This window comes from uncultured Winogradskyella sp., from assembly GCF_947498345.1.
Taxonomy (GTDB): domain Bacteria; phylum Bacteroidota; class Bacteroidia; order Flavobacteriales; family Flavobacteriaceae; genus Winogradskyella.
Genome location: NZ_CANMJY010000014.1, coordinates 21,555 through 35,562, shown reverse-complemented (window position 1 = coordinate 35,562; position 14,008 = coordinate 21,555). Strand labels below are relative to the sequence as shown.

At 36.8% G+C, this 14,008-nt stretch carries 9 protein-coding genes; 7 read left to right on the top strand and 2 right to left on the bottom strand.

Annotation, left to right across the window (positions count from 1 at the left end; genetic code table 11):
- Positions 1-205 precede the first annotated feature (205 nt).
- From Q0912_RS16170 to Q0912_RS16160, 3 genes are read left to right on the top strand one after another with little or no spacing between them, the layout of a single operon-like run.
- On the top strand, positions 206-3,604 hold the full coding sequence (locus Q0912_RS16170) for an RHS repeat domain-containing protein (protein ID WP_299117040.1): 3,399 nt from the start codon (positions 206-208) through the stop codon (positions 3,602-3,604).
- 7 nt (positions 3,605-3,611) lie between these two features.
- Positions 3,612-8,105, top strand: coding sequence for a DUF6443 domain-containing protein (locus tag Q0912_RS16165; protein WP_299117038.1), 4,494 nt, complete (start codon positions 3,612-3,614; stop codon positions 8,103-8,105).
- 10 nt (positions 8,106-8,115) lie between these two features.
- Positions 8,116-8,739, top strand: coding sequence for a hypothetical protein (locus Q0912_RS16160; protein ID WP_299117036.1), 624 nt, complete (start codon positions 8,116-8,118; stop codon positions 8,737-8,739).
- Positions 8,740-8,783: 44 nt separating this feature from the next.
- Here the strand turns inward: Q0912_RS16160 and Q0912_RS16155 are convergent, their stop codons facing one another.
- The gene (locus tag Q0912_RS16155) at positions 8,784-9,113 is read right to left on the bottom strand and encodes a helix-turn-helix transcriptional regulator (protein WP_299117034.1); all 330 of its coding nucleotides are present in this window, start codon (positions 9,111-9,113) and stop codon (positions 8,784-8,786) included.
- Positions 9,114-9,693: 580 nt separating this feature from the next.
- On the opposite strand from Q0912_RS16155, the gene Q0912_RS16150 reads away from it, so the two are divergent.
- From Q0912_RS16150 to Q0912_RS16135, 4 genes are all read left to right on the top strand, one after another.
- Entirely contained in the window at positions 9,694-10,062 is a 369-nt protein-coding gene (locus Q0912_RS16150) for a hypothetical protein (RefSeq protein WP_299117032.1), read from the top strand.
- A 306-nt stretch (positions 10,063-10,368) separates the two neighbouring features.
- Positions 10,369-10,818, top strand: coding sequence for a MarR family transcriptional regulator (locus tag Q0912_RS16145; protein ID WP_299117030.1), 450 nt, complete (start codon positions 10,369-10,371; stop codon positions 10,816-10,818).
- Positions 10,815-12,152 (top strand): S41 family peptidase, encoded by a 1,338-nt coding sequence (locus Q0912_RS16140; RefSeq protein ID WP_299117029.1) that lies wholly within the window; start codon positions 10,815-10,817, stop codon positions 12,150-12,152. Before Q0912_RS16145 ends, Q0912_RS16140 begins: the two co-directional genes overlap by 4 nt.
- Positions 12,153-12,357: 205 nt before the next feature.
- On the top strand, positions 12,358-13,434 hold the full coding sequence (locus Q0912_RS16135; RefSeq protein ID WP_299117027.1) for a hypothetical protein: 1,077 nt from the start codon (positions 12,358-12,360) through the stop codon (positions 13,432-13,434).
- On the opposite strand, the gene Q0912_RS16130 is transcribed toward Q0912_RS16135, so the two are convergent.
- Positions 13,431-14,006 carry a hypothetical protein gene (locus Q0912_RS16130; protein ID WP_299117025.1) on the bottom strand — a complete coding sequence of 192 codons (576 nt, stop codon included), beginning with the start codon at positions 14,004-14,006 and terminating at the stop codon, positions 13,431-13,433. The two genes, Q0912_RS16135 and Q0912_RS16130, sit on opposite strands and share 4 nt — an antisense overlap.
- Positions 14,007-14,008: the final 2 nt, after the last annotated feature.

Below are 14,008 nucleotides of genomic sequence, written 5' to 3'. Positions count from 1 at the left end.
TTAAAATAAAGCAAAATGCTTAGTATTTTAAAGCAAAATGCTTGGTGTAATCTCAAAAAACCAATCTAATTTTATGGCCTCATATCTAATGCAACAGAACTAAATATTTAAAACTGGTACAAAAAGAGTGTTAGTATAAATATGTAAAATTCCTACATTTTTTTCAGTTAGTCGATAAACCATAAATCGTTAAGACCTTTTTTCTATGAAAACACATTTCAACACCCTCATGAGCATCTTTATGCTCACATTTTCAATGGGCCTATTTGCACAAGAGCTGCCCAACATTATGCCACCTTCACCAGAGGCTTCCTCGTTGGGGAAATTTGTGGTAAGTCCTGTAAGTCATTATACGGGAGTACCCAATATTTCGGTACCCTTTTATACTATTGATCTTGATGGATTAAAAATCCCGGTATCATTATCCTACCACGCCAAAGGAGTACAGGTAGGGGAAATTGCCTCCAGAGTAGGTCTGGGCTGGGCATTAAATGCAGGAGGTGCCATTACACGCCAGACACGAGATCGTAGAGATGATGGTAGTTTTGGTTACCTGAGAAGCAATAAATACGATGACTTCTTTTCTAATCCTTCAACCAGGAGTCAGGTATTTTCTGATGCTACATCTGGGCATGTTGATATGGATCCCGATCTGTTCATTTTTAGTTATCCAGGAGGAAGCGGAAAGTTTATATTCGATTATACTACTATGGAACCGTTAGTACAGAGCTTTCAGGATATAAAAGTATATACCGGAGGTACTAATCAGCAGATTGGATGGTTTAAAATTATAGATAGTAATGGTTTTGAGTTTCTATTCAATATTATAGAAGAAGAATATATACCTAATAACTATAAAGACTCAACAGTAACTCTTTTGAGCGACCTTGGAAGTTCCTCGCCAACTAATAACACCTGGAGATTATCAAAGATCATTTCTCCAAAAGGCAATAGTGTTAACTTTACCTATAATATGGAGGAGACCTATTATTATAGGAGGTCCTATGATATTGTCAATAGAGAAGCGACCAATCCGGGAAACGCGCCTACATCGATAGAGACCTATTTTTCAAAAGTAAGATCCAGACAACAACAGCTCAGTGCCATCGACTTTGATGGTGGTAGTGTTGATTTTATTGGTGACCCTACCGAAAGGGAAGATCTGCAAGGAGGCAACGCCTTAAGAAATATAGAATTAAGGGACAATAAGAACATTCTGGTAAAGAAAATGAGATTGCACCAATCCTATTTTCAGGCCATAGAAGATAACAATCAGCTCTCAACTATAAAGGATAGGGATCCAAAAGCCGCCAAGCGTCTAAGATTAGATTCCATCACCGAAGGGATAGACCAAAACAATCAAAAACCACCTTATGTCTTTGATTATATTGACGAAGGCTTTCCTAATCGTTTTTCAAACGCTCAGGATGTTTGGGGCTATTACAATGGTAAGCCCAACGGCTCGCGCTTAACGTTTATTTCGTATGGTATTTTCAATGCTAACAGACGTGTAGATACAGTTAAGGCAAGTACAGGAATACTGAACAAGATCACTTATCCAACGGGTGGTGCCACACATTTTGAGTATGAACATAATAAAGTGGCCTCACCAGACTTTTTTGATGAGATTCTGGTTAAGGCAATCAACCCTACGGCTCAATTTAGTGCAGGTATGATAAAAGGGACGACAGAAACCACAACGAATTGGTGGGATCCAGTTTCAAGGACTTACAAAATGCCAGTGACCATTGCTACAGGAGATAATAATTCGTCAGTGGCTAGCATTCGCATGAGGGCAGTTGTTCAAATATGTAATGATGACGATTGTGATTCTCAAGTGGCAACCACCTTGTGTCCATATCAAACACATCTGTATAATGGAAACAATTCTTATATGTTCTTTAAAGGAGATCATGATAATATATTTGTAGCCCCTGGAGATTATACACTTGAGATCATACCGAGATCACCAGCTGCTGAAGATCCTTTAGACTTTCAAAATTGTTTTGCAGTCAATCTCACCTGGGAAGAAGCGGTTGCTGATGAGCATGAACTCATTTATGCAGCAGGCAAACGTATCAAAAAAGTAACTACGGCTGATGCCGATGGAACCGTAGTCAGTGAAAAATCCTATGAGTATTTAAACGATGAAGGTGTTACCAGTGGTCACCTTTTTGGTCTGCCAAGCTTTTATGCTACCATAACCACACCAAGTGGTACCAATGCTTCTGATATGTTTGGCTCACGACCAGGCAGTCCGTTGACCAAAATACAAGGGAACAATAGCGGTTACAGTAACGTTACGGAATATATAGGCACCAAGACCAACAACATCGGTAAGGTGGAGTATACGTTTACCATGATTCCTGATGGGAACGAGTACTGGAAATTGCCTTACCGTTTACCTATGGACAACGAATGGCTTAGAGGTAGGCCATTAGCCGTTAACTATTTTAAAGCCACATCCGACCCTTTAGATCCTTATGAAATTACAAGATCAGAGAATTTTAGATATTCTGGTGGTGATTCTGATACACCATTAACTATTGTGTCACCACCATTAGATCCTGGGCAACCGACTGATCCGTTGGTTATCAATGACCGATATCAGCATCATACGCCTTTTGCCATATTTTCATTTCCCGATGGTTTGTTAGAAGCCTATCATAATAATGATTTGAGTACTGCAGCAGCTTTGCTGAACCTCTATATGAATGCACCGCATAATTATTATAAAACCTATTACCTCACCGGTGGCGCATCGCACCTTATACAAAAGCGGGACATAGAGTATACCAATGGTGTACAGACCTTAGAGAATGTTACCAACTATTCTTATAATTACCTTGAGCACTACCAGGCTTCAAGGGTGAGTTCGATCAATAGTGAAGATGAGACAGTGATACAGGTGCATACCTATCCGCAGGATATTCATGGACCTACTGAAGTACCTGTAGGGAATAACTACAGTACAGATCCAGTTTTAGCATTGGCACAACAGAACAGGTTGGTACCCATAGAAACCAAGACCTATAAAGAGCTTAATAATGACGGCCTTCTGTTGAGTGACGAGCTTACAGGTACTTCAGAGACCAAATACAAATGGTATGGAGATGTACTCGAACCTGAGAAGGTGCTGGTCGGTAAAGGAGATGACCTTCTGGAAGAACGCATACAGTTCCATAAATACGATGATAAAGGCCATCCTTTAGAAGTCAGTAAGACCGATGGTACCCGAATTATTTATGTTTGGGGTTATGAGAATACCAGTCCTGTAGCTAAGTTAGAAAACGCCAGTTACACCACACTAAGCACTGCCCAGCAGTCTGCAATAGATGCAGTAATAACAGCTTCGAATAATGATGTGGGCACAACAACGGAAGATACCTTAAGAACAACACAAGTAGCACTACGGAGCGCCTTCCCAGAGGCTATGGTTACCACCTATACTTACGACCGCCTTATAGGTGTCACCAGTATGACCGACCCTCGAGGTCAGACTGTTTATTACCAGTACGACGACTTTAACCGATTGAAGTTGGTAAAAGACAAAGACGGCTATATCCTAAGCGAGAATACCTACAATTATGCAATCCAAAACTAAGACTATCATGAGAAAATTAATATACACCATAGCTTTATGTGTAGTGTCTAACTTAGTTTTGGCACAAACACCAGAAAAAAATTATGTAAAAAGCACCAGCTACCAGGTGAAGACCACTGATGGTGCGCACAACGCAGGTACCACAACAGCCCTTACACCAGACGATAAGATCGAATCTGTTACTTATTTTGATGGTTTGGGGAGACCTGTACAGAGCATTGCCAGACAAGCGGGAGGGCAAAAACAGGATATCATTACTCCAATGGTTTATGATGCTTTTGGGCGTCAGCTTAAGGACTATTTGCCATACGCCAGAAGTACGACCTCATTGGACTACGAATTGCCGGCACAATTGATGATTGACCTTGAGGCACAGTACATGGCAAGATACGCAGATGATCTTAATCCGGCTTTGCCAAATCCATACAGTGAAAAGGTACTGGAAGCCTCACCAATGGGACGCGTTTTAGAACAGGCAGCTCCCGGAAACGATTGGGCTGTAAACAATGGCCATACCATAAAATTTGGCTACGACACCAATAGTTTTGATGCTAATAATCCCGATGATTCCAATAACGATAATGTCATATACTTTGATGTGGCACATCCCAATGGTGATACCGAGCAAACCGAATTGGTTTACAAAGGTTATTATGCCGCCAACAGGCTTTATAAGACCATCACCAAGGATGAGAACTGGACTGCAGGAAAAGACCATACCACAGAAGAGTTTAAAAACAAACAGGGACAGGTGCTTTTAAAGCGTACTTATAATAATGAGGTGGCTCACGATACCTATTACGTCTATGACGATTATGGCAATCTTACTTATGTGCTACCACCAGAGGCGTCGCAACAGATACTCACATTAGATGAACTGGGCCGTGCGGCTTCACAGACCAATTACCCTTGGGTAGATATGGCGCTTGTAGACAGTAACTTTGCCGACGAATACAACGATCAGCTTCAGAGCTATGACAATGCAGATATCCTCAATGTCAATATTACAAATCCCTGCGGAGGGCAAGGAGGCTTTACGGTTACCACGCTAGAGGATAGCCAGGAGGTACTGTTGAGTATTAATTTTTCTGCTGCGCAGGAACTGGAATTAAAAACAGGAAAACTCGTATCCCTCGATGCCTATGGTAACTTTGGAGATACCGAATTGGGACGCATTACAGGCCAGGATTACGACTATGTGTTCTATATCACTAAAAACGAAATACATATCAGTGGAGGTGGCAAGCTCTATGGCATCAACCAGCTGTTTAACAGTAGCGCTAAGCTGACTTATGACGAAAATTTCCTTTGGACTAAGCTTGCGGATGTAGACTCTAAGTTTGCCTCTGGGTTTGAAAAGGATGTTGAGATCCATGCCCAAAACACCAACCAGAATCCCCTTAATGTGTATTTAAGCAATCCTTATGGAGGGCAGGGAGGATTACATGTTACTGTAGATGATAACGACAACATCACCCTGAGTTTTAATATGAGCAGTACAACTGACCTTAAGCTTAAGCAGGGAGTGATCCTTAATCTGGATGCCAAACGTGCACTAGCCAACCGAAGATTGGGAACACTTAGCGGTAGTGACCATAGTTACGATTTTCATCTGGTAGATAACAATATTGTGGTTACAGGCTCGGGAGTAGGACAGACCTTTAATGGGAGCATGTTTCCGAATCCAACAACACCAGATGACACTATTATAGTCACAGAAGTCATTGAAGGGCTGTGCTACATCTACCACTACGATAAGCGCAACCGCTTGATTGAAAAGAAAATTCCGGGTAAGGGCTGGGAGCATATTGTTTACGACAAGCTCGACAGACCTATACTCACTCAGGATGCCCGACAACGTCTGGACCACAAATGGCTGTTTACCAAGTACGATGTGTATGGACGTGTGGTCTATACAGGAAAACACCTGTACACACCACAAGGCAGTACACACAATGCGGCACGCTTAGAACTGCAGGCCGATCTTAACGCACAGACCATACTCCACGAAACCAGAACAAGCACTGGCACATCTTTAGATAGTGCAACGCTATACTACAGCAACCAGACTTTGCCCAACACAGGCTTAGAACTGTTGACCATCAACTATTACGATAGTTACAACAATTTAGGCTTAAGTGCTCCTCTATTAAAGGCCCATGGTAATATGGTCTATGATGCCGCTATAGATACCAACGTTAAGTCCATGGCTACCTGTAGCCAGGTGCGCGTTTTGGACACCAATGACTGGATCACTGCAGTGACCTATTACGACGATAAGGCTATGCCTATCTATGTGGCGAGTACCAACACTTACCTCAATACCACAGATGTGGTCACTACCGACTATGATTTTGTGGGCAAAGTTTTAAGTACGGAGAGTACGCATACTAAAGATGGCGGTACACCACTAATTGTTGAAGATACCTTTAGCTATGACCATGCCAGTAGGTTACTCACGCAGAGCCAAAGTATTAATGGCAGCACGCCAGAACTTATCGTTAACAACCATTACGATAATTTTGGGCAATTGCACAGCAAGGCTGTGGGTGGAGCCGTAGCCAGCGACCCAACACAATCTACAGGGCTACAGACCGTAGATTATAGTTATAACATTAGAGGTTGGCTAAAGGCCATTAACGATGTGGATGCACTGGGCAGTGACCTCTTTGGGTTTACGATCAATTATAACGCTCCCGAAACCAGTAATAGCGCCTTATATAATGGTAATATCTCGGAGACCTTTTGGAAAACTGCCTATGATGGCCATAAGCGTGGTTATGACTATAGCTATGATGCCCTTAACCGTATAGAGACTGCCAATTATCAGGGTAATTATGTCTTGACAGGCACCACCAATGATATAGAAAACTATAGCCTTATTGGAGCCAATAATACGCCAGGTGTAGCTTACGATAAAAACGGAAACATTACCAGCCTGCGACGTATGGGCTTGGTGGAGGCCAATACCACTGTCGCTGCTATCGATGTGTTGAGTTATGGCTATGCGCCTTTTAGTAACACCTTGCTTAATGTAGCGGATAATGGTCACGACGATGGCTTTAAAGATGGTGATAATACAGCAGAAAATGATTACCTTTACGATGTTAATGGTAATATGATACAAGACCTCAATAAAAATATCGTTAATATAGAGTATAACCACCTTAATTTACCGACTAAGGTAACCTTTGGTATGGGTAATGCTTTGGGAAGCGATATGATTAATTATGTCTATGATGCTACTGGTGTAAAACTTAAAAAACTGGTGGTAGATATGTCTGAGAACAATGGTATTAACAGCCAAAGCACTAGTACTACGCTATATGCTGGTGGTTATATCTATGAAAAATCGGGTGGTTATAGCCATGATGGGCAATTTTGGCAAGGTGCAGAAGTGGACCACGGTTTAAAAATGTTCGCTCAACCAGAAGGTTATATTGAGCCTGCTAATAATGGCAGTGGAAACTACAATTATGTGTATCAATATAAGGATCATTTAGGTAATATAAGATTAACTTATACAGACAATAATGGAAGCCTTGAAGTTATAGAGGAAAATAACTACTATCCTTTTGGACTTGAACATAAAGGTTACAATAATGTCGTGTCTGCCAACAGCAACAGCGTTGCATCCAAGTATAAATACAATGGTAAGGAGCTTAATGATGAATTAGGATTAGATTGGTATGATTTTGGTGCACGTAATTATGATGCGAGTTTAGGACGCTGGATGAATTTAGATCCGTTAGCTAATAAATACTATTCATTAAGTCCTTATAACGCTTTTGCAAATAGCCCTTTGTCATTTGTTGATCCAGATGGTAGAGAATTAGTATTGGCAGGTAATAGAAAGCATAGAAGAAAGACGATGAGAAGACTTCGAAAACTAACTAATGATAGGCTAAAAGTAAATAGAAAAACAGGAAAAGTTTCAATAGCTTCGAGAGGTACTAGAAACCGAGGAAAGAAACTAACAAAAGGAACTGGATTAATATCAGGTCTTGTAAATTCTGGAAATACAGCAACAGTAACCACTTATGCAGATGAATTTGGAAAATCAAATATATTTCAAGAAAAAAGTAGTAGTGATTCAATTAATGAATTAATGTTGGGTACAGGTGACCATACGGTAACTTATGCATCGGAAGAGAATCAATCAAATGGTGCTGGAGGTGATGCAATAGTTCTACTAGACCATAGCGATAACGGAGAGAATATTGTTAACGCAGATGGAACAACTGGAGCACCTAGAGAAATTTTAATTGGTCATGAATTACTACATGCACTTAATATTCTATCTGGTAATGTTGATACAGGAGATGCTAATGATGATCTTCAAGATCCTGATACATTACAAGAGGGTGTCTTAAGTCCAGAAGAAGTCTCTATAAGAGAGTCAGAAAATGAAATAAGAGATGAACAAAAAGTAGTAAGAAGAGCAAGCCCTATTGATAATATGCTGAAAAATCTTGAGGAGTTTTTGAAGAACAATAAATAAATTAGTCATAATGAAATTATCAAGTATTAAAATAAATTTTTTATATCGCCATTTATTTCTATTAATGATTGTTTCTTTTTCACTTGTTTTCGGATGCAAAGGATCTAATAATATTATTAAAGAGAATATTAACACAGAAGATATATTTTTAGAATGGCAAAAAACTAATGAGGAGTTTTTAAACAGAAATAGTCTCTCAGATTCTTATTTAAAAAATTATATGAATAATTCTTTTGAAGAATCTGAATATGATGGAAAAAAATATGAAAGCATAAAAAAATCAATTTTAGATTTTCTTTACAGCAATAGTGATATAGATGTTAGTACAAACTTCTATTTTTTTGAAACTTTCAGTAAAGGAAAGCTATATTATTCGGTATTAACAGACAAAAAAGGAAAGAATTCATATAAGGTATATAGAGCTTTAGGTACATGGAAGATAAAAAGTAAAAATAAAGCCTCATTTAATGATATTAGTAAAAGATTCCAAGAAGCACTACCATACAAGAAATGCAACGAGGATAATAATAATATGATTTATGGAATAGTTAGTGAATTTGAAGATGGAAGTTTTACTATTAAGTTAATTGATTTACAATGTTCTGGTGATGGAACAGAATGGTTACCGAATTAATCTTAAATACAATAAGAAAGACCACAGCGAAAGTTGTGGTTTTTTTATGCGTAAGTATTACGAGCTTTAGCATCACGAATTAACGCATTAATCGTAGTAAAAATATGCGCTCTATCTTCATTGTTCAACTTCTGTAAACTCGTAACCACATCAACGATATTTTTATCAAGTTCTAAATCAGACAATCCAGTTAAATAATCCAAAGATACTTCGAGAGCTTTAGCAATTTTAAAAGCTGTCTCAATAGATGGTTTAACTTCATCACGTTCATATCTACCAATTACAGGAGCGTGTACACCAATCTGTTTAGCAAGTTCATCTTGCGACATCTTCCTTTTTTTACGAGTGATTAATAAGCGTTCGCCAAACAACATAAGTTCTAAATATATCAGTTAAATAAAGTAATACGCAAATATATAAAACATAAAGTATCTATCTAAATATTAAATTGTTTGATAAATAAGAACATATTTTATACTTTTGAACAATATATGTTCTAAAAAATATTTTTCAACAATGTTAGGTAGTGTTCCAAACGGGAGCTTTTGTAAATCGGTAATTGTTACCTATTGATAATTAGCAACTTATAAATTTAACAGGTTCTTTTTTAAGAGCCTGTTCTCGTTCATTGAAATGGCGAACGTTTCTTAAACCTTATAGAATAAGGGTTTTATATACTGTGGTGTTTCAAACGGGCTCCTAAGCTTTTTTTTGTAGGATACTTGATATATTTACGATGCCTAAGGTGTTTAGCAAAAAAACAATTCTTAATTATAATGTAAAACTTAACAAACATATCAGATCAATATATTAGCTGACTTGCATCTTGATTTTTATAGAGAACTCTTAGGGTCTATAATAAAAAATGTATTTTTATTAGTATAAATATAATGGGAATAATTATAAAAAAATACTCTTACTTTAGATTGTTTATATTTAGATACAACTTCAACTATGTCAAAAGTTTTATTTTCTCTATTATTAATCTCTAGCTTTTTTCTAAATACAGCTTGTATTTCCCATAACGATTTAATTAATCCGCCTAAATGGTTGATTGGATATTGGATTAATGTAAATGATAAAGGCATTCAAAAAGGTCTAGAAGTGACTGAGAATGATATTTTAGTATATGATTCTCCTGGTAAATCTACTAGTCTAAAAGATCACGCTAATTCTAAAAATCCTCCAGCATTTAAGATTATTGATATGTCAAATAAAGAATATATTATTAGAGTTAGTGGTGACCTCTTTGTGTTTGAATATATTTCTGACGAAAAAATAAATTATGATGACAAAACTTATCATCGATTAATTCCTGAATAAACTCATTTATAAATTTCATTAGCACTGCTGTAAAGTCAGATACTATTGAGAAATTCTTGTGAAAGCTGAACTTTAATTAACAATTGCCAACAACGGGTATAGTTCATTGCAATTTGCTATATTTTGGTTACGCCAGAAAAGTCCATTGGACATTTTTCGCAACGAAGCCTTACACAAAACCGTTGTGCTTCATTATTACCGAGGAACTATATACATATACTAAGTGATTAAGAAGGCTATAAAATAAAAGTTAAATTCTATTACATAATTGATATATCAATTATTTTTGTATCAAATTAATGACATATGAACCTGTCTCTTCCATCTGAAACAATATTTCACGTAATCGAAAGTACTATTAAGGAATATCGAAAATTTGCACAGAAAAACATTTCAGAAAAAATAAAAGATATGACCATTGATCAGGGTATGGTACTCCTCTTTCTAAATGAACATCCCAACCTGACTCAAAAAGAAATTGCCGAACTGGTGTTCAAAGACAATGCATCTATGACCCGAATGATCAATACAATGGTTCAGAAAAAACACTTGAAACGCTCAATGAATCCTGAAGACAGAAGGCGCTACAAAATTGAAATCACAGATAAAGGAAAGGACGTCTTAAAAACCCTTCCTCCCATCATTCATCACAATAGAAATTCATCATTAAAAGGAATCACAAAAAACGAACTGAATCAATTGGAAATCATTTTGGGTAAAATCAGAACCAATTGTGCAAAAAACATCACATTATGAAAACTATAATCAAATTTACCGTAATCACAATCACATTTTTAATGCTACTTGCTTCTCAACTGAACGCACAGCAAAACGTAGAGCTATTAACAGTTAAAGAACAACAAACTGTTATCGATTCTATAGCTAGTAAACTAAATGCAAACTATGTTTTTCCAGAGGTTGCCAAGAAAATGTCTTCAAGTATTGCATCGAAACTTGAGAACGGCAATTATAAGTCCATCTTAGACCCTCAGGAATTTGCATCCACGTTAACAGCAGACCTCCAAGCGATCAGCAACGATAAACATTTAAGAGTCTCTTTTGCACCAGACCGAATAGCTGAGCAACAACAAACAGTTACTGCTGAAGATAGCATCGCTTATTTGAATCGCTATATCAACAGCATGAAACGAAATAATTTTGGTTTTAAGGAAGTGAAAATTATGGCAGGTAATATTGGGTATTTGGATCTTAGAAGTTTTTCTAATGTAGAATATGCTGGTGAGACTGCCGTCTCTGCCATGAATTTTTTGAGTAATGCAGATGCTATTATTATTGACCTTAGAAATAACGGAGGTGGAAGTCCAGCAATGATCCAACTCATAACGAGTTATCTCTTTGAAAGCGCCCCAGTTCATTTGAACAATTTCTATTGGCGTCCATCAGATCAAAATTCTCAAACCTGGACCTTACCACACGTGAGCGGTACACGCAGTCCGGATACTCCCGTTTATGTATTAACCAGTGGCAGGACTTTTTCGGCAGCAGAAGAGTTTAGCTATAATTTAAAGCATCTAGAACGTGCTACTCTGGTAGGTGAAACTACGGGCGGTGGAGCACATCCTGGTGGTTCAGTTGTGGCGACAGATCGATTTATGGTTTGGGTGCCTACTGGCAGAGCCATTAACCCAATCACCAATACCAATTGGGAAGGTACTGGTGTTAGTCCACATATTAAGACTACGGCTGCGGATGCGTTAGATATAGCCTATATGAAAGCTTTGGAATTACTTATAAAAAATAATAAAGAAAAAGAGCTACAAGCTTTTTACGAATGGCCACTCGCCGAACTAAATCTAAAGACGAATCCAGTGACCTTAGATGCTAAAGATTTAAAAGCCTTCGCAGGAATTTATGGCCCACGTATTGTGACCTACGAGAATGGTAAATTATTCTATCAACGAGGTAGTGGAACAAAGTATGAATTGCTTCCGTATAGTAATAATGAGTTTATGCTGAAGGGTCTCGATAGCTTTAGAATACGTTTTTTAGCCGAAGGGAACACAATAACTGCTTTACAAGGATTGTATGACAATGGTCGAACCGATAAAAATGCAAAAAGGAAAAATTAGATTCTCTTTGTTTGATTTTTTAATACTTCGAAAAGGTAATGTAGTTATGGTAGTGTCCCAAACGGGAACTTTTGCAAATTAGTAATCGTTACTTATTGATAATTCACTACTCATTGCATTGTATATGAGTAATTTAGAATATTTTTCTAAATTGCATCTTATGAATGTTAGATCTTTTATTTATTATGTGATTAGTTCAGCTTTTATGAGCAAACTCACCAATAATAAAAATGTATTAAAAGGGTTTAGTCTCTTTACGTTGCCTTTTAAGTTGAGTTTAGATTTTAATAGCGATTTTCAAAAGTGGTTAAAAAAGGGAGTTTTAATTTATTTAATCACTGTTTTTTTACTGTTTGGTGTAAATTTTTTATGGGCCTGGAAAAATGGAAGATTGTTACCACTCGAAGATGATTTTTACTACAACTTTTTAGAAGACATTCCTAATATCATTAATTATTTAGTAATCTGCCCAGTATACATTAGCTGTGGTATTTACTTTATAAACAGAACAGCCAGAATGAAAAGCGAATTTCAATCTAATGGTTTATTAAAACTGCTAGGTATTTCAGCTTCACATTATGGTAAACAATGGGCAAAAAACATACTTTTATTAGTACTGCTTTTTAGTGTTAGCTTCATAACGATTACAATTTATATTGATGAGCTAAGCAGATACAATAGGGTCTTTTGGTTTCAAAACCAGATGTCTAATGGAGACATTGCATTAAATACTCAAGGGTTTTATTACTTATTGACCAACCTAATATTAAACATGTTAACAGTTCTTGTGGTAATTTCTCATTTTGAGTTCTTTAGATTCTCGTCTTTATTTGGAAAAAAGCTCAAGGCTCTATCTCAGAATGATTCTCAAGACAATCTTCCAAATGAATTATTGGATAAAAACAAAGTGATTAAATATTTTAAACCCTATATAACCTTATATGGTGTTTCAAAAATTCTTGTTGTTGCATATATAGCAAATATGTATACCTGGCGCGCTCAAAATGTTGATTTTGTGGGAATACTGGATTTTACTATTCTACTTATTGCGGTATTAGCTGCAGCTTTAATAAGTTATCCGAGATATCATATTCAATATTGGTTATACAAGGTTTGGGAAAAAAATGGTGTTTCCGAATATCCAGAAATCAGAAACCCATTTTACAAGGGTTTAGCAAACGTTGCTGACTATCTTATACTTGGGGCGTTTATGACCAATCTGGTTTTATATGTTTTTGAAAAACTGGGTTTTACGCTTAAGAACATGCTTCAGTTTTATTAAGTTTCATTAGTCCAGATAGGGACATTTAAAAATGTTGAAAGACTTTGGGCATCCTCAATAATACTATTTAGATTAGAATGGTCTATAACATGAAGCCGCTCAGAATCTTTTAAGACTAAATTTATCTCATAGCTATTAAACGGAGCGATTTGTTCTGTTGTTATTTCTCCTAAAATTTGAATAGCAACAATATGCTCTAAATTAGTTTTTGAGAATCTTAAATATTTAATATTAACATAGCCTTTGTAGTAGTACCCCAATTTTTTGCTAAAAACAATACGGATAAGATAATCTTTTAAAAAATATAAAAACGCACAAAAACACACCAAGCATGCACCAAGTAACAAAAAACCGATAATAGAAAGCCCATTATCAATAGGCCATAATTGCATTCCAAAATAATAAGCACCTACTGATAATAATAAATACATTACAGTATAAAATGCAAACTTTACAGAAGGCAAAAACTTAAAGACGCTATTCGTTTTACGAGCGACATGAGTTTCAAAACTAGCACCACCAGAATACATAAATTCTGTAGACGTGTACTTTTTGATTTCTCTTAGATCCATAA